At 58.6% G+C, this 18,043-nt stretch carries 15 protein-coding genes; 11 read left to right on the top strand and 4 right to left on the bottom strand.

Annotation, left to right across the window (positions count from 1 at the left end; genetic code table 11):
- The first annotated feature begins 115 nt into the window (after positions 1 to 115).
- The 4 genes from hpaE (at position 116) to AC07UB_RS16735 (ending at position 5,152) form a co-directional block, all read left to right on the top strand.
- Positions 116 to 1,636 carry a 5-carboxymethyl-2-hydroxymuconate semialdehyde dehydrogenase gene (hpaE, locus tag AC07UB_RS16750; RefSeq protein WP_492790587.1) on the top strand — a complete coding sequence of 507 codons (1,521 nt, stop codon included), beginning with the start codon at positions 116 to 118 and terminating at the stop codon, positions 1,634 to 1,636.
- Positions 1,637 to 1,711: 75 nt separating this feature from the next.
- Positions 1,712 to 2,512, top strand: coding sequence for a 2-oxo-hept-4-ene-1,7-dioate hydratase (hpaH, locus tag AC07UB_RS16745; RefSeq protein WP_494654407.1), 801 nt, complete (start codon positions 1,712 to 1,714; stop codon positions 2,510 to 2,512).
- A 199-nt stretch (positions 2,513 to 2,711) separates the two neighbouring features.
- Positions 2,712 to 3,692, top strand: coding sequence for a 3,4-dihydroxyphenylacetate 2,3-dioxygenase (hpaD, locus tag AC07UB_RS16740; RefSeq protein WP_492790585.1), 981 nt, complete (start codon positions 2,712 to 2,714; stop codon positions 3,690 to 3,692).
- A complete protein-coding gene (locus AC07UB_RS16735; protein ID WP_492790584.1) occupies positions 3,689 to 5,152 on the top strand; it encodes an NAD-dependent succinate-semialdehyde dehydrogenase in 1,464 nt (487 codons plus the stop codon). Before hpaD ends, AC07UB_RS16735 begins: the two co-directional genes overlap by 4 nt.
- A gap of 10 nt (positions 5,153 to 5,162) precedes the next feature.
- Here the strand turns inward: AC07UB_RS16735 and hpaR are convergent, their stop codons facing one another.
- On the bottom strand, positions 5,163 to 5,708 hold the full coding sequence (gene hpaR, locus AC07UB_RS16730; protein ID WP_492790583.1) for a homoprotocatechuate degradation operon regulator HpaR: 546 nt from the start codon (positions 5,706 to 5,708) through the stop codon (positions 5,163 to 5,165).
- 156 nt (positions 5,709 to 5,864) lie between these two features.
- Here hpaR and AC07UB_RS16725 point away from each other — a divergent pair, with 156 nt between their 5' ends.
- Positions 5,865 to 6,464 carry a hypothetical protein gene (locus AC07UB_RS16725; protein WP_492790582.1) on the top strand — a complete coding sequence of 200 codons (600 nt, stop codon included), beginning with the start codon at positions 5,865 to 5,867 and terminating at the stop codon, positions 6,462 to 6,464.
- A gap of 147 nt (positions 6,465 to 6,611) precedes the next feature.
- Here AC07UB_RS16725 and AC07UB_RS16720 read toward each other — a convergent pair whose 3' ends face one another.
- From AC07UB_RS16720 to AC07UB_RS16710, 3 genes are read right to left on the bottom strand one after another with little or no spacing between them, the layout of a single operon-like run.
- Positions 6,612 to 9,155: a branched-chain amino acid ABC transporter ATP-binding protein/permease gene (locus AC07UB_RS16720; RefSeq protein ID WP_492790581.1), complete on the bottom strand. Its 2,544-nt coding sequence runs from the start codon at positions 9,153 to 9,155 to the stop codon at positions 6,612 to 6,614.
- Complete coding sequence (locus AC07UB_RS16715) at positions 9,152 to 10,027, bottom strand: branched-chain amino acid ABC transporter permease (RefSeq protein ID WP_006019414.1); 876 nt, start codon at positions 10,025 to 10,027, stop codon at positions 9,152 to 9,154. Before AC07UB_RS16715 ends, AC07UB_RS16720 begins: the two co-directional genes overlap by 4 nt.
- A gap of 35 nt (positions 10,028 to 10,062) precedes the next feature.
- Positions 10,063 to 11,271, bottom strand: coding sequence for an ABC transporter substrate-binding protein (locus AC07UB_RS16710; protein WP_492790580.1), 1,209 nt, complete (start codon positions 11,269 to 11,271; stop codon positions 10,063 to 10,065).
- 160 nt (positions 11,272 to 11,431) lie between these two features.
- On the opposite strand from AC07UB_RS16710, the gene AC07UB_RS16705 reads away from it, so the two are divergent.
- The 6 genes from AC07UB_RS16705 to AC07UB_RS16680 all read left to right on the top strand — a co-directional run bounded on the left by AC07UB_RS16705 (position 11,432) and on the right by AC07UB_RS16680 (position 18,043).
- Positions 11,432 to 12,439, top strand: coding sequence for a polysaccharide deacetylase family protein (locus AC07UB_RS16705; RefSeq protein WP_492790579.1), 1,008 nt, complete (start codon positions 11,432 to 11,434; stop codon positions 12,437 to 12,439).
- Positions 12,440 to 12,502: 63 nt separating this feature from the next.
- A complete protein-coding gene (locus AC07UB_RS16700; protein ID WP_492790578.1) occupies positions 12,503 to 13,708 on the top strand; it encodes an amidohydrolase family protein in 1,206 nt (401 codons plus the stop codon).
- Positions 13,709 to 13,904: 196 nt separating this feature from the next.
- A complete protein-coding gene (locus tag AC07UB_RS16695) occupies positions 13,905 to 14,657 on the top strand; it encodes a TetR/AcrR family transcriptional regulator (protein ID WP_492790577.1) in 753 nt (250 codons plus the stop codon).
- A gap of 395 nt (positions 14,658 to 15,052) precedes the next feature.
- Complete coding sequence (locus tag AC07UB_RS16690) at positions 15,053 to 15,796, top strand: oxamate carbamoyltransferase subunit AllH family protein (RefSeq protein ID WP_492790576.1); 744 nt, start codon at positions 15,053 to 15,055, stop codon at positions 15,794 to 15,796.
- 216 nt (positions 15,797 to 16,012) lie between these two features.
- On the top strand, positions 16,013 to 17,605 hold the full coding sequence (locus AC07UB_RS16685) for a gamma-glutamyltransferase family protein (protein WP_492790575.1): 1,593 nt from the start codon (positions 16,013 to 16,015) through the stop codon (positions 17,603 to 17,605).
- 240 nt (positions 17,606 to 17,845) lie between these two features.
- Positions 17,846 to 18,043 carry a hypothetical protein gene (locus AC07UB_RS16680; protein WP_492790574.1) on the top strand — a complete coding sequence of 66 codons (198 nt, stop codon included), beginning with the start codon at positions 17,846 to 17,848 and terminating at the stop codon, positions 18,041 to 18,043.

Raw genomic sequence — 18,043 nt, 5'->3', positions numbered from 1 at the left:
TTGCCGGATTGCGATTGACACACGCGTATAATTCATTAACATGTTAATGAAATGAAGGTGGCGATGCCCATAATCGCTGTTGCCGAGCGATTTGGACGGATGCATTGGAGGCTGGATGTCGGATTTGAGTGAGAACCTCAGAAAGGCGGAGAGATATCTCCAACGGTTCCGGGGCGCGCCGGTTTGTCATCATATCGGCGGGGTCAGCGTTCCGTCGGCTGACGGGAGTTACTTTGAAACCATCTCGCCGATCGACCTGAAGCCGCTCGCAAAAATCGCTGCCGGCAAGGCAGAGGATATCGACCGTGCCGCGAAAGCGGCAAAAGCGGCTTTCCCCGAATGGTCGGCTATGCCGGGAGGGAAGCGCAAAAAACTGCTTCACGAATTTGCGGACGCTATTGAAGCCAGGGCGGAAGAGATCGCCCTGGTTGAATGCATGGATACAGGTCAATCGCTGCGGTTTATGGCAAAGGCTGCGTTGCGCGGTGCGGAGAATTTCCGCTTCTTCGCCGATCGGGCGCCGGAAGCGCGGGATGGCAAGACGTTGCGCGCGCCGGGTCAGATCAACATGACGTCACGAGTGCCGATCGGGCCGGTCGGAATCATCACGCCGTGGAACACGCCGTTCATGCTATCGACCTGGAAGATCGCGCCGGCATTGGCTGCGGGCTGCACCATCGTTCACAAGCCCGCGGAGTTCTCCCCGTTGACGGCACGGTTGCTTGCGGAGATCGCCGTCGACGTGGGAATTCCAGCCGGCGTGTGGAATCTGGTGAATGGGTTAGGTGAAGAGGCCGGGCGGGCGCTCACCACTCATCCGGACATCAAGGCGATCGGCTTCGTCGGCGAAAGCCGGACGGGATCGACCATTCTCAAGCAGGGCGCGGATACCCTGAAGCGGGTGCATTTTGAACTGGGCGGCAAGAATCCGGTGATCGTATTCGCAGATGCCGATCTGGATCGTGCGACCGATGCCGTCCTGTTCATGATCTATTCGTTGAACGGCGAGCGATGCACGTCATCGTCGCGGCTGTTGGTCGAAGCTTCGATCTATTCGGATTTTACGGCCAGGCTTGCTGAGAAGATTGGAAGGATCAAGGTCGGTCATCCGCTCGATCCTGCAACCGTCATCGGGCCGATGATTCATCCTGAGCATCGCGAGAAGGTGCTGTCGTACATTTCTCTCGGGCAGGCCGAAGGTGCCAGATTGTCTGCGGGCGGAACGGCGGTCGAGGGCCCTGGAGGTGGATGCTATGTGGCGCCCACGCTTTTTACAAACGTGACTAACACGATGCGTATCGCTCAAGAGGAAATTTTTGGCCCAGTTCTGGCAGCCATTCCTTTTGATACGGAAGATGAAGCGTTGGCCTTGGCCAACGATAGCCAATATGGCCTCACGGCGTATCTCTGGACGTCCGACGTTGGCCGGACATTTCGGTTCACCGACCGGCTCGAAGCGGGGATGATCTGGGTCAATTCGGAAAATGTGCGTCATTTGCCAGCACCGTTTGGCGGCGTGAAAAACTCCGGCATCGGCCGGGATGGCGGAGACTGGTCGTTCGACTTCTACATGGAGACAAAGAACGTCGCATTCGCGACACGTGCGCACGACGTTCAGCGTCTCACCGGTGACTGAGCCAATCGAGGTCATGTTTGTTCCAGGAAACCGGCTGTTGCGGATTATCAGGATCGTTGGATTGCATTTATGTCGTTGAAGCCAGAATTGATACGTGATGCGGCAGCCCAGTTGAGCAAGGCGGAACAGACCCGCGTGCAGATTCGGCAGCTATCGCTGCAATACCCGGACCTCACTATCGAGGACTCGTATGCCATTCAGCAGGCTTGGATGGGCATGAAGATCGCGAATGGTCGCACCATGCGCGGCCACAAGATTGGCCTGACCTCCAAGGTCATGCAAAGCGCGTTGGCAATCGACGAGCCGGACTCCGGAGTTTTGCTCGACGATATGTTCTTCGAGAATGGCGCGGTCGTGCCGTCCGATCGTTTTATCGCAACCCGGGTCGAAGCAGAACTGGCGTTTGTGTTGAAGTACAGATTGAAAGGGCCGGATTGCTCTTTGCTCGATGTGCTCAACGCGACCGATTTCGTCGTGCCGGTGCTTGAGATTCTTGATACACGAATCGAGCGCGTCGATCCCAAAACAGGATCGATGCGGAAGATCTTTGACACCATTGCCGACAATGCAGCGAATGCCGGCGTCGTGCTCGGCGGGCGTCCGTTTCGCCCGACAGATACAGACCTGCGATGGGTAGGTGTGCTGGTCCACAAGAACGGGCAGATCGAGGAGACCGGAGTTGCGGCGGGAGTCCTGAACCATCCTGGCAGCGGTGTGGCATGGCTCGCGAACAAAATCGCGGCGCAGGGATATTCGCTGGAAGTGGGGCAGGTGATTCTGTCCGGATCCTTCATACGGCCGGTTGAAGCCAGGAAGGGCGATACGATTCATGCGGATTTCGGCGCATTCGGCAGCGTCACTTGTCATTTCGGCTAAAGTCCATGAACCGCTCGCAAAATTCGTTCAAGACGGCCAGGCGATATTTCCGGAGCCGTGCTGGGAAGATCAGATCGCTTTGCAATGGTGTTATCGAAGGCAGCGCTAGGCCGTGAGCAAGCTGAAAACGCTGACATAGGCCTGATCGAGCCAAGCAAACCTACTGAAAGACAAAAACGAATATCGAGGTGAGGAAATCATGGCGATCCCTGTCTGTGTGTTGAATCCTCCGTTCAACGTCGTCCGTCTCAGTCATATTGTCTTGACGGTGACGGATTTGAGCGCATCGCGTAAGTTCTACGTCGAAATTCTTGGCTTGCAGGTTACGGATGAAACCGAAAACCGCATCTATCTGCGGGCCATGGAGGAACGCGGCCACCATTGCATCGTGCTGGAGAAGGGCGATGTGGCGGTTGCCAACGAACTTGGCTTCAAGGTTCAGAACGACGAGCATCTCGATCAGGCGAAGGCATTTTTTGAATCGCAAGGACTTGCGACCTCTTGGGTCGAAACTCCGTATCAGGGGCGCACGTTCAGAACACGCGACCCGCAAGGTATCCCGCTCGAGTTCTACGCGCGGATGGAGCGACTGCCGGCCATCCATCAGAAGTACGCTCTCTATCGCGGCGTGAAGCCGCTGCGGATCGACCACTTCAACTGCTTCAGCCCTGATGTCGCCGAGGCGGTGAGCTTCTATAACTCGATCGGCTTCCGGTTGACCGAATACACCGATACCAAAGACACCGGTGAGTTCTGGGCGGCCTGGATGCATCGTAAAGGCGGCGTGCACGACATCGCCTTTACCAACGGCATGGGCCCGCGGCTGCATCACGTGGCGTTCTGGGTGCCGACGCCGCTGAACATCATCGATCTGCTGGATGTTATGTCCACATCCGGTTATGTGGCCAACATCGAGCGCGGGCCGGGGCGTCACGGCATTTCGAATGCTTTTTTCCTCTATATCCGTGATCCCGACGGGCATCGCATCGAAATCTATTGTTCTGACTATCAGACAGTCGATCCGGATCACGAGCCGATCCGATGGGATCTCAAGGATCCGCAACGGCAAACGCTGTGGGGCGCGCCGGCTCCCCGTTCATGGTTCGAGGAAGGCAGCTTGTTCATCGGCGCCACACCGAGAAAGCCCAAGCTGCTGGCGACACCCATCGTGGCGCCATGATGCGCCGCGTCGATCTGCGGCTGCTGCGTGACCGTGCCTATCTCGGCGGCGAATGGGTCAGCGCAGCGGATGGCGGCACCTTCGCGGTGACAGATCCCGCCGACGGCTCTGTCGTTGCGATGGTGGCTGACCTATCGCGGGATGATGCGGAGCGGGCGATCGCGGCCGCACAGGCAGCATTTCCGGGCTGGCGGGCAACGCCGGCGAAGGAGCGCGCGAACCTGCTGCGCCGATGGTTTGATCTTGTCATGGAGCGTGCGGAGGAACTCGCAGCCATCCTCTCTCGCGAGCAAGGAAAGCCCTTTCCGGAAGCGCGCGATGAGGTTGTCTATGGTGCATCTTTCATCGAATGGTTTGCCGAGGAAGCGCGCCGCGTGTATGGCGACGTGACGCCCGCACCGAGGTCGGGGCGCGAGATCGTCGTCCTGAAAGATCCGGTCGGCGTGATCGCAGCGATCACGCCATGGAATTTTCCCAATGCCATGATCACCCGCAAGGTTGCGCCGGCTCTGGCGGCGGGCTGTACCGCGATCGTGAAGCCAGCCGGCGAAACGCCGCTTTCGGCGCTGGCGTTGGCTGCCCTTGCGGAAGAGGCGGGAATTCCGCCTGGCGTTCTCAACGTCCTGCCGACGACCCGCACCAGGGAAATTGGCGACATTCTGACGAGCGACCACCGCGTGAGGAAAATATCGTTCACAGGATCAACCGAGACCGGCAGGCTGATCATGCGGCAATGCTCGGATACGATCAAGAACGTGTCGCTCGAGCTTGGAGGGAATGCGCCTTTCATTGTGTTCGATGATGCAGATGTGGATCAGGCCGCGAGCGGAGCTATTGCGTCGAAGTATCGTAACTCGGGACAGACATGCGTTTGCGCCAATCGGTTTTATGTTCAGTCCGGAATTTACAACGCGTTCGCTGAAAAACTGGCGCTCGCCGTAAGCCAGTTGAAGGTTGGCTCAGGTTTTGAGAGAGGTGCCCAGCAAGGTCCTCTCATCAGCGAAGCAGCTATCAAGAAGGTGCAACTACTGGTGGACGATGCGCTTCGGGGAGGCGCCCGCGCAATTGTCGGCGGTCGGCCTCACGCACGTGGCGGTCTATTTTATGAGCCGACCGTGCTCGTCGATGTTCCTCCTACTGCAAGACTGTTGCGCGAAGAGATATTTGGACCTGTTGCGGCACTGGTCAGATTCGAACACGAGGACGAGGCTGTCGAGCGGGCCAACGACAGTGAGTTTGGGTTGGCCTCATACGTCTACACCCGAGATCACGGGCGGGCTTGGCGCCTTGCTCGTAGTATCGATGCCGGAATCGTAGGGATCAATGAAGGTGCGATTTCAACGGCCGAGGCGCCCTTCGGTGGAGTGAAGCAGTCCGGCATCGGCAGGGAAGGATCACGATACGGGATCGATAGCTATATCGAGATCAAATATGTTTGTATGGGAGGGCTATCGCACTAGCGCAAGGATTCTAACCCGACGCCTTGCGTGCTTTTCTTGGCTTTCCGTCGGCTCGGCTTGCTTCCTTTTTGCCGGCTGCGGAAACCGGCTGGAAGATTGGGCTGGACATTGCGTCCTCCAGCTCCTTCAGCATGTTTTGCAAGGTCAATAGCTTCTTTGCACCATAGCGCTCAGACATCTGAGCGTAGATTGATTCGGAGTATACGCCGACGTTCTCGATCAGGCGTAAGCCTGGAAGGGTGATGGATACGATGACGCGCCGCTGGTCACTGTTCGGTGTTCGGCGAACGATGAGCTTGCGGCTCTCAAGCTCCTTGAGGATGCGTGACATGCTCGGACCAAGCAGAAATGTCATTTCGACAAGCTCGGAGAATTCGACAGATTCCTTTGACGTCAAGGCCCGCAAAACCCGCCACTGCTGTTCCGTGATCCCGAATGTGCGAAGCATGGCGCGAAAATGTTGCATGACCGATTCACGTGCGCGAAGGAGCGACATCGGCAGCGACATCGAGAAGCCGCGAAGGCGGCCTCCGGGGGGCGAGGGATCGTCAATCATGGTTATCTTTTTGGGCGGACGTGAAGTGTATTGGCTAGCGTTTTTGTGGTCATTTTACCAGTGGAGATTTGGACAGGCTTGCGATTTGAAGCGGCTTGGATCTGCATTCAAAAATGTTCAGATTGTTCAATCTGAACGGCTCGAAAGGTGGGTATCATGGAGTTCGAGAGCGCAACGCCATCAATCGTACGGTCAATCAAACAGCGCGATTTGCTGAACCAATGGCTTCGCTTGTTCGCAAAGCATGAGCAGCAACCGCGCGTAGTCGATTATCAGCCTGACCGGATCGGTGATGAGTTACCGAAGTTGGCGCTGTTTACAGTCGATCGGCAGACGGTGCCTCCACGACTGTTCTTCGAGCGGGAAAGCACCCACATGGCTACGGTCTACGGCCATGCCAGCACGGGGCAAGCTCTCGATCAGTATCTCGGCCCCCAGCTCGCCCCGATGATTATTCCGGCGTACGTCGAATGTATTTCCCGCGCTCGCCCAGTTTATACGATCTTTATGATCGAGGATGTACTTCACAGGCCCGTATCTTACGAACGTCTGCTACTGCCATTCTTCGAGGAGGGGCTGGTGACGCAGATCATCGCCTCGCATCACAATATCAGTATAGACGGCGCCTTTGAGATCAATGATTTGATGGGCGCAAACCGTGCCACTCCCAGGCTGGAACTGTGTGTCGTCATCGATCGCCATCTAGACAGGCATAGTCCGATGACGGGTTCGAAGAATGACATTGTCGAAATGTGAGGTCACAGTGGGGTCGATCTTGCTGGCATCGTTTGTTTGATCGTCTCCCGATATGCTGAGGAGGAAGCTCAAACGATTTGGTTTGGGCAGGGCACTTGCTTGTGGACCAAGCCATTGCCCCGTTGGATGTACCAGCTTCACGGATCATCAGGCGCCGACCGCAGTCCTTTGATCAGCGCTTGCCTGAGCATTTCCACCCAGATACGCGGCTTCGAGCGAGGGATCCTCCGCGATGATTTCTGCCGCGCCGCTTTTTACAATGGCGCCCGTCTCCAGGAGATAGGCCCTATCAGCCAGAGCAAGCGCTTGTCCGGCCATCTGGTCGACGACGATCAGTGTCATGCCTTCAACGCGGAGTCTCTCGAACGACGCAAAGAGTTCATCGACAACAAGCGGAGCAAGACCAAGCGAGGGTTCATCCAGCATCAGCACCTTCGGCGATGTCAGCAGGCCGCGCGCAACTGCCAGCATTTGCTGTTCACCACCGGAGAGGAGACCGGCGCGGTGATCGATGCGTTGGTTCAAGCGCGGGAAGCGGGCCAACATGGCTTCGACTTCGGCATCGAGGTCGATACCCGTGCGAGCATAGGCGCCAAGCTGCAGGTTCTGCCGGACGGTGAGTTCTGGAAATACCTGTCGTCCTTCCGGCACCAGCACAACTCCGATACGGGCTCGCGCATGCGCGGGCAGGCCGTCGATCCGTTTGCCGGAAAGCGAAATCTCGCCGGTTGCACGTGGCGGCTCGAGGCCCGCGATGGAGCGCATTAGCGTAGTTTTGCCGGCACCGTTTGCGCCAAGCACCGCGATCGCTTCGCCGTCTCCGACAACAACATCGATGTTTTCGAGCGCCTGCGACAGACCGTAGAACGCATTAAGCTTCTTAATATCGAGCACGGTTTCCTGTCCGGTCTGACGTGCGGGACGGTGGTGCTGTTCGCTTGCCGTAGCGTCGCCAAGATAGGCTTTCCGAACCAGCGGATCGTTCCGGATGGCCGCAGGCCCGCCGATGGCGATGCGCTTGCCACCATCGAGCACCACGATGTGATCGCTCAGCGACATGATCATTGGCATGTCGTGCTCGACAATGATCACGGCGACACCGAGGTCTGCGATGCGGCGCAGGAGCGTCGCTAAGCGCTGCTTGTCGCCTTTCGACAGGCCTGCGGCGGGCTCGTCAAGAAGCAGAACTTTTGGCCGCAACGCCAACGCGCGCGCGATTTCGACCAGACGCTTCTCGCCATGCGGCAGGGATTCCGCCGGCCGGTCGAGGTCGCCGTCGACACCGGCGAACCGCAGCAGCGATCGTGCGAAACGCTCCGTATCCGGGTTGCGCAGCGGCGAGACGATGCCGCCGAGCTTACCCGCGGTTTCCGCCAGAAGCGTGTTCTCGATAATGGTGAGTGATCCGAACAGTTGCGTGGTCTGAAATGTTCGGGCCACGCCAGCGCGGGCGAGGACATGCGACGGCAGGCCGGTCAGGTCACGATCGCCGAGCTTTACCGTCCCTGAGCTCGGCCGATAAAACCCGCAGAGCAGGTTGAGAGCGCTCGTCTTGCCGGCGCCGTTGGGACCGATCACGCTCGTAACGTGACCAGGCTGTGCCGTAAATGTCACGTTCTGCACCGCGCGCACACCACCAAATGCAATCGAGAGATCCGTCACGTCGAGCGGAGGAACGCTGTTGGTTTCCACACGAAGCCCGGCGCCCGGTTCGCCGATTGCGGACACGGCTTCCGTTTCGGATTGCAGCCGTGACGCTGGAAAGAATTTTGCGATGAGCTGTCCGACAAGGCCTGCAACCCCGTTTGGAGCGACGCGCAGCACAGCGAACAGCAAAAGACCAAACGCGAGCAGGCGATACTCCGCCAGATCCGACAGAAGCTCCGGCAACAGCACGACAAGCGCTGCACCGATGACCGGGCCGAGCGCCGATCCGGCTCCGCCGATCATGACGCCGAACAGCAGCAGGATCGATTGCAGGAATGGGAATGAACTTGGGCTGATGTACCCCTGAAGCGGAGCGAACAACGATCCTGCCAGCGCCATGGCCGCCGCGGAAATGACAAAGGCCATAGTGCGCACGCGGACGAGATCGATACCGACCGAGCGTGTCGCAACCTCGGAATCGCGAGCGGCGCGCATGGCATAGCCCCAGCCGCTGCGCTTCAGCCGATCGAACAGGACGACGCCGGCGAACATCAGGATGACGCTGGCGATCGCGAGGCCGCGTTCCGACAACGGCACGCCGAAAATGCTCGGCGGAACGGTAAGGACGAGGCCGTTGCCGCCGCCGGTGAGATCGCGCCATTCGATGGTGCCGTGTTCGACGATGAAGCCGAACGCGATCGTGACCATGGCCAGATACGGGCCCCGGACGCGTAGCGCGGGCATAGCAAGAAGACCGCCGATGATGCTGACAAGGACGATGCCTGCGCCGGTAGCCGCTAGATATGGCCAACCCGCTTTTTCCATCAGAAGCACCGTGGTGTAGGCGCCAATAGCCATGAAACCGATGTGCCCGAGCGAGATCTGGCCCGCGAGTCCGAGCAGGACATTCAGGCCAATGCAGGCAATTGCGGTTAGTGCGATCGTCGCGATGAGAAACACCGCGTAGCTGTCGGCGAGGGCGGTATAGCCAAGAGTGATCGCAAGTACGGCGCAGCCGATGAGAAGAGACGTGCGGGAAGTCATACCTTTTTCACTCCAGCGCGGCCGAGCAGCCCGTGAGGCAGAACTACGAGAATCACGATGACGGAAGCGAATGTGATGATCTGGGTGTAAACCGAGCCGAGATAGCTGGTGGCGAACACCTCGATGAGACCGAGACAGAGTCCAGCCAGCATCACGCCCCATGCGCTACCTAGGCCGCCGATAATCGCGGCGGCAAATGCCTTGATGCCGAACAGTGTGCCCATTTCCGAAGAGACGTTGAATAGCGGCGCGATCAGGAGGGCGGCGATCCCGGCGAGAACTGCCGACACCGCGTAGCTTGCAGCGATGGCGCGGCCGACATCGATGCCCATCAGGCGCGCTGCATTTGGATTTTGCACGACGGCAAGCATAGCGACGCCGTGGCGTGTACGGCGGGTGAAAAGATGGAGAGCCGTTGCCAGCAGAAGGCCGATGACCGGGATCAGTAGCTGAAGCGGATAGACGCCCGCTCCTTCGACGATCTGGATGGGCTTCACCGCGAGCATCGACGGGAAACCGCGAGGCTCCTTGCCGAACACAAACAGCATCAGGTTATCGACGATGATGCCGACGGCGACAGTCGCCATCAGCCAGTTGTCCGATCCACGCTGCACGAACGGGCGCACGGCGTAACGTTCGATGATGAGGCCATACAGAGCGCAGATCGCGAGCACGGCCGGAATTCCAAGTGCGCCCGGCCAGCCCCACAGGACAAGAAAAAAGTATCCGGCCACGGCTCCCAGGGTCATCGAACTGCCCTGGGAGAAATTCACGGTGCCGGATACGGCGTAGGTGACATGGAAGCCAAGCGCGAGCAGCCCATACATGCTGCCGAGCGCCAATCCTGTGATGATCGCAGGAAGAAGTGACATGTGCTGAGCGCCTTGGTTATCGGCTAACGAGCCGGTTACTTCTTCACAAACGGCAGGATGTGGTTGTCCTCGAAGCGCGTCCAGATGTAGTCGCTCTCCGTGAGCGCGTCGTGCTTTGTCTTCGTGAACGGCTTCTCATATGTTTTGATCAGGCCATCGACTCGGTCGATTGTGTAGAGGCCGTCACGAATTGCGACGGGTTCTGCCTTGCCGGCCTTCTCGATTGCCTTCGCAATGACGAGGACGGAGTCGTAGGCGTTGGCAACGCCGACGGCAGGGGTAATGTCAGCCGGACCCTTGATGTCAGGATACTTCGCCTGCAGTGCCGCGATGACTTTCTTGCCGACAGGCGAGAGGTCGCCGAAGAAGCTGTAGGTCTGGACGAAAATCACGTTCTTGGCGTTAGGGCCTGCAAGTTCAGTGAAGCGGCCGCCGGCGGGACCCCAATGCGAAACGATCGGCGGAGCCCAGCCCATTCGGTCGAGTGACTTCACCACCTGCGAAGCGGGGCCGACGTTGCCGACCAGGAACAACGTATCGGCGCCTGCCTGCTTCAATCGTGAAAGCTGCGGCACGACATCGACGTCGTTGCCTTCGAATTTCTCGATGCCGGCGGGCTCTGTGCCAGATGCTTTCATGGCCGCCTTGAGGCCATGCTCGTTCGACTCGCCCCATGGATTGTTGACCAGGATCAGACCGGGTTTTTTGGTGTCGTAGGTCTTGCGGGCGAATTGGACGATGGCCTTGTCGACTTCATCATCCATCGCCGAGACACGGAACACGAAGTTGTCGGCGGCGCCGTTCTGCGTGATGTTGGTGCCCGCAGCCCATGGCACGACGAAGGGCATCTTGGCGTTGTTGACGAACGGCACGATCGCGAGTGCGACCGGCGTGTCGAGGCCGCCGAGCAGGGCTGAGACCTTCTCACGCTGGATCAATTCGCGTGCGGCAATGAGTCCTTTCGCCGGATTGCTTTCGTCATCGCGGCGAACGAGTTCAAGTGGCCGGCCGAGAACGCCGCCCTTGGCGTTAATCTCTTCGATGGCGATGGTGGCTCCACGAGTCAGAGCTTCGCCAGCTCGTGCCGATTGGCCTGAAAGGGCAGTGACGAGACCAATCTTGATAGGGTCAGCGGCGTGAGCTGGTGAAACGGCCAGTGTTGCCGCGAAGGCCGCGCCTATCATGCCTTGCCGGAACGAAAGACGAGGAAAGGCACGGTTCGATGATGTCGAATTGTAGCGCATTCTGTTATTCCTCCCAATAAGGCGGTCACTCTGCGTATCGAGAGCGAACTCGCCAGCATTTCCGCCGCTCATCGTTTTGCGAACTTGACGGAAGTAAAAACTTTCTTCAACTATAGTCGAAATGTCAAGCGGCCATAATTACTTTGAAGGAGTTTTCGGGATGGTCGAGAAAACGTCCACTCCAAAAGAGGAGCAAAATGTGCCCAGATCTGCGGCAGTTGCCGACGCTTCGAGCAGTCCGAAAAATCAGTTGCGTTCGCCGGCAAGGAAGAATCTCGAGGTTCCTTCGCACGGGCGGTATGGCTACAGCGCGATCGTCAACCGGCCCGATTTTAGTTGGCCCGACGGTAAACGCCTTGCTGTCTATATCGGTCTGAATCTTGAGCATTTTTCATTCGGAGATGGGCTGGGCGCAGAGTTGTGTCCTGGCGGGCCGCATCCGGACGTTCTGAATTATGCATGGCGCGACTACGGCAACCGGGTCGGTGTCTGGCGGTTGATCGATCTCTTCGATGAGTTGTCGCTGCCCGTATCAGTGCTCGCGAATAGCAGCATCTACCACTACTGCCCGGAAGTGATGGAAGCTTTTCGGAAACGCGGATCCGAGGTTGTCGGCCACGGGCGCACGAATTCCGAACGGCAGGGCATCCTGCTTGAAGCGGAAGAACAGCAATTGATCGCAGAGTGCACTGCGGTGATCGGCGATGCCGAGGGGCGCCAGCCGGCAGGTTGGCTCGGACCGTGGATTTCGCAATCCCACCTCACGCCGGATTTGTTGGCCGAAGCCGGTTACGGCTATCTGCTCGACTGGTGCATGGACGATCAGCCGATCTGGTTTTCAACCCGCAATGGCGGGAAAATTCTGTCCGTGCCCTATCCACAGGAAATGAACGATATTCCTGCCATCGTAGGCCGAAAGGATTCGGGCGAGCAGTTTGCGAACATGATCGTCGACAACTTCGAGGAGATGCTGGAGCAGTCGACGAAGCAGTCTCTCGTGATGGGCATCGCGCTGCATCCTTATCTTGTAGGCCAGCCATACCGCCTGCGATCGCTCCGGCGCGCGTTGCAAGCCATCGTTGCGAAACGCAGCGACATCTGGATCACCACGGCTGGAGGTATCGCCGATTATTGCCGGACGCTCCCGGAAGGAATCATCCAGTCATAACGCGGCGCTGTAGTGCGGCCGACTGACCATGCATTCGCTTGCCTACAGATTTGGAGACTTCAATTGACTGACATCGACACGCTGTTTCAAAATGCACGACTGCCTGATGGTCGAACCGCCGATATTGCCGTGAAGAACGGGCGTATTGCTGCTATCGCAGCCGGTCTGCGCGTTACAGCGCGTGAAAGTTCCGATCTCAACCATCGCCTCGTGCTGCCGGGTCTGGTCGACGGTCATATCCATCTCGACAAGGGCTTCATCGGCGACGAGTGGAAGCCGCACCGGCCGTGCACCGCAGGTTTCAATGTCCGCGAACGGGTCGAATTCGAGAAGCAGGCGCTTGCCAAGGCGAAGCCGATTCCCGTACGCGCCGCTGGCTTGATCGAACTCTGCGTTTCACAGGGCACGACCCACATGCGCAGCCATGTCGATATCGATCCGCAGATCGGGTTGCGGAATCTTGAACAGGTGTTGGCGGTGCGGGACGCGCATCGCGACAAGGTATCGATCCAGATCGTCGCCTTTCCGCAAAGCGGCATCGTGACCGCGCCCGGCACGCGCGAATTACTTGACGAGGCCGTCCGCAACGGCGCCGATCTTGTAGGTGGTCTCGACCCGGCTGGTTACGACGGCGATATCGCGGGGCATCTCGACGCTATCTTCGACGTCGCGGAACGGCATGGCGTCGGCATCGATATCCATCTGCACGATGGCGATCTGCTCGGTGTGTTCGAAATTGAGGAGATCGCACAGCGCACGAAAGCACTTGGGCTTGGCGGCAAAGTGACGATCAGTCATGCTTATGCGCTGGGTCAGGTTCCGCGCGACGTCGCGCAGCGAGCGGCGAATCGGCTCGCAGAGGCGGGGGTCTCGATTCTGACGAATGCGCCCGGCGCCCACGCCTTTCCACCGGTCCTGCTGCTTCACGAAGCCGGCGTAAATGTCTTCGCGGGCAATGACAACATCCGCGATTCTTGGTGGCCCTATGGAGACGGCGATCTGCTCGAACGGGCAATGATTGTGGGATATCGCTCGGGTTTCAATACCGACGCGGAACTCGCGCTCGCATTTGATATGGTGACGTCACAGGCGGCGCGCGCCCTCAATATCAAGGGGTATGGTCTTGCGGCAGGCGGTCCTGCGGACTTTCTGGTGATCGATGCGCAGCACGTTCAAGAGGCGGTTATCGCGCGGCCGAAGTGCCGTGACGTCTATAAGGCCGGCCGCATGGTCGCCCGCAACGGTGCGATGATCTCCAATGCGCATTGAGCAAGCGCATTGGCTAATGGGCCATCCATCTGGTGCAGACGGTCTATCTCGTCATTTGATTGCGGTAGCGGCGATGTGGTAACTAGGACCGGTATTGCCCGCAGAATGTCGAATGACTCGCCGGTAACGGCAACGATATTAAAGTCACCATTTCAAAGTCACCAAATGCTTTCAACGGTGTTGACCAGGTGCACGAATGAACGAGACGTCAGTAAAGAAGCAGCCCGCGCGAAAGAAAGCCGCTGGAGGCAAGCGTAAGCGGGATTCCGCCCTCACTAAGGAATCGATTTTGCGGGCTGCGACTTATGAGTTCTGCCGCAATGGACTTGGCGGTGCCCGTGTCGACGCGATTGCACACCGCGCGAAGGCCAACATGCGCCTGCTGTATCACTATTTCGGCGACAAGGACGGCCTTTATCTGGCTGCTCTGGAACACGTCTACACGGATATCCGCGCCGCCGAACAACAGCTTAATCTCGATAGCCTCGATCCCGCGGCAGCTCTGCGCGAACTGGTCGATTTTACGTTCACGTTCTTCCAGAATCACCAAGACTACATCGCGATGATCAACACGGAGAATCTGCAACGCGGAAAGTATCTTCGCAAATCCCGCAAGATCGCTGCGCTCACGATGCCGCTTGTATCCAACATCGAGAATATCCTGCGGCGTGGCGTGGTGGCTGGCATTTTCCGCAGCGGGGTGGACCCGATCCAGCTCTACGTGACGATTACAGCATTCAGTTACTTCCATGTGTCGAACCGGCACACGCTGTCGCTAATGTTCGACAAGGAACTGGGCGATCCGAAATGGCTTGAAGATCGCCGCATGCATACTCACGATGTGATCATGACATGGTTGACGGTCTCCAATGCCTTGCGCAAGGACGGGAAGAAGGTTCCCTCGCCGAAACTGTCGCCTGTGCAGGGGAAGGCGTCCCACCTCGTCTAACCCGTTATTATCGGCGCCTTCTGCGGGCGCGCGCCGCAGGCGACCCCATTCTCGATCATGCCTTGACGCTGCCGGGCGACTGGACGCGGCTGCGGCTTACTGTTTGACATCGATAAGTAAGAATATTATTACTTATATGCTTGCAGGGCGTGGCCGCCTGAGAATTAGATATGGCAATTGCGGATCGAATACGGACGTCGGTGTCACAGTCGGAGCGAGCCGCGAGCCGGCCGTCGCCGGCCATTATCGAGCTTGGCTTTCTCGCCGAGAAGGTTCTCCTTAGCGAAAGCGAGGGGCGAATTGCCGCTGTTTTCGAGAGTTCATTTTATGCCGCGCTTGGGGATCGGTGGATCTGCGTCGGTCTCCCGCATCTCGGCTCTGGTCCGCTGCATGTCTTGTATGAGCGCCGGCCGCTTTGCTGGCCAGAGATAGGGGCCGCAATCGCGGTGACCGGTTCAACTCTCTGGGTCGACAATAAGCCATTTGCGACATTCGGCGATGCGTCGATCTGGAGGCCAGAATTGCCGGTAAGCTGGACGTTTGCAGAGTTGCGGCTTGGACTCAGCGCTGTTGAAGAGTCTTTTCGTTTAGGACCGGCGGAGGAGGGATTGGCGGCTGCGGGATGTGTGCAGCCTCCCGTGACATTCACGCCACTTATTGCTGCCGCCGCACCGGGAATTGCGGCTCTTGATCGCGTCATCACGAATGCGCTCGATGGATGCGCTCCGTCGTCAACGGATAGCGCAGAGCTTGCGACGCTGATCGGTCTGGGACCCGGTCTGACACCGTCGGGCGACGATTTGCTCGGAGGCGCGCTCATCGCGTTGGCGGCACTCGATCTGTCGAAGGTGCAGGATCTGCTGTGGAGCGCCTGCCGCGATCACCTTCATCGTACCAACGACATCAGCGCGATACATCTGCGCACAGCGGCGCTGGGTTATGGAGCTGCCGCGATGCATGCTGCAATTCAGGCGACGATAAAAGGCGACATCAGTCGCGTGGAGCAGGTCTTGGCTGCCGTATCGGCGATCGGTCACAGCTCGGGCAGGGATGGTTTTGCAGGTGCCCTGGTTGCGCTACGAGCCGTCGGGCGGCATTTCGCCGGCAATGAAGAACGGGCTTCAGTTTTCAACATCTAACAGCACCAAATTCCGGCAACTTTCTCCCAACTTGGCTGCTCCGGGTGCAGGCCCGGAGCAGTTCTTTCTCTGCTGCGTGCTGCTCTCGCCGTCTATGTATTTTTTCGATGCGGCACCACGCAATCGCACGTCGATTGTGGTGCGGTTCGCTCACAAAAGGCTCTTGACGATATATAAGTAAAAACATTATTACTTATTTTTCTCCGGAGCGTTCTGATGTTGCAGACGAAGAGAAGCTATCGAGGCATGGTTACGGCGCCGCATCACCTCGCGGCCCAGGCTGGTCTTTCCGTTCTGTCGGACGGCGGCAATGCGATTGAAGCAATGATCGCCTCGGCTGCGGCAATCGCTGTCGTCTATCCGCACATGAACGGTCTCGGCGGCGATAGTTTCTGGCTGATCGGCAAGCCGGGATCGGCACCGATCGGAATTCAGGCATGCGGGCGCTCCGCGATGGCTGCCGATCGCAACTGGTATCGGGATCGCGGATGCACAGCCATTCCCGGACGCGGTCCGCTGGCGGCGTTGACGGTTGCAGGCACCGTGGATGGCTGGGAGAAAGCGCAAAATCTCAGCCGCCGGCAGCATGGCGGCCGATTGCCGATGTCGCGGCTTCTTCAGGACGCGATCCGTTATGCATGGGAAGGGGTGCCGGTTCCGCAAACCCTTCATGAGAACATCAAGAAGAAGCGCCCGGAGTTGCAGGATGTGCCGGGCTTTGCCGATGTCTATTTGCCAAATGGCGCTCCGCTCGCTATCGGTTCAAAGCTGCGGCAGCCTCGCGTGGCCGATACGCTCGCGCGTCTGTCGCAAGCGGGCCTGTCGGATTTCTATCGCGGTGATCTCGCCCGATCGATGGCCGCGGATCTTGAAAAGGCCGGCAGTCCGGTTCGTCTGGCCGATCTCGAGCGCCATCAAGCTACGCTCGTGACACCATTGTCGCTGGATGTGGCCGGCCACAAGGTTTTCAATATGCCGCCGCCGACGCAGGGTCTTGCGTCGCTTTTGATCCTTGGGCTTTACGCACGGCGCATCGCCAATGTGGCCGATGGCATCGATCATCTTCACCGGCTGGTTGAATGCACCAAGGCCGCGTTCCGTGTCCGCAATCGGCACGTGACGGATCCTGACTACATGGAGCGTGCTGCGGCCGACTTCCTGACCGCGGAATCGCTCGTTGCTCTCGACAAAACTGTTTCGACAGGGCGTGCTGCGCCGTGGCCGGATCCGTCAAAGCAGGGCGACACGGTGTGGCTCGCCGCAACCGATCGCAGCGGTCTCAGCGTCAGCTTCATTCAGAGCATCTATTGGGAGTTCGGTTCGGGCGTCGTTCTTCCGCAAACCGGCGTGACCTGGCAAAATCGCGGAACAAGCTTCAGCTTATCCGAGGGCGACACCAACCTGCTGGAGCCGTCGCGGCTTCCATTCCACACCATTCAGCCTGCGATGGCGGAACTGAGCGACGGCCGCCTGATGTCTTACGGCACGATGGGCGGTGAGGGACAACCTCAAACGCAGGCCGCGATTTTCTCGCGTTATGCGCTGCACGGCCAAGATCTCCAGTCGACGGTCACCGCTCCGCGCTGGCTGCTGGGCCGAACCTGGGGTGAGGAAAACAACAACCTCAAAATCGAATCCCGTTTCGATCCCGGAACGATCGAGGCCCTGCGCAGTCTCGGACACGATGTCCAGGTTGTGGGCGCGTTCGAGGAATTCATGGGGCACGCAGGCGCAATCGTCTGGCATCCAGACGGATTGCTCGAAGGCGCAAGCGATCCCCGCAGCGATGGCGTGGTCGCTGCGCGATAGCTGCGATTTGCAGCGCGACGTCGGTGTGGCTGGTGAGAGCTAGTCTCGTATGCCGATCGCGCGGCGTCTTGATGCTGTTTCAGCATCGTTCAGCCGCGACGAGCGGCGTGCAGTGCATTGCTGCTGCGACCCTTCACTCACACCATGATTTTCGCTGCATCTATTGAGCATGCTTGCATCGACAATTGACAAAGTAAGAATTTTCTTACTAATCTTAAATCGTCGATAAAGAGTGGAGGAATGACGTTCGTGGCAACTGAGAAAGACACGCCGTACCAAGCCTTGCTGACGAGCGACGTGAAAGTCGTGAACGTCGGACTTGAAGGCTTCGTGAAGGATCTGCGCGACTGCGACATCGAGGTCATTCATGTCGACTGGTCGCCACCCGCCGGCGGCGATCCTGAGATGGCCGCGCTGCTCGCAAAGCTCGGCGTATGA

It is taken from the genome of Afipia sp. GW821-FHT04G03 (assembly GCF_059419985.1).
This window is presented reverse-complemented; position numbering and strand designations above follow the sequence as displayed.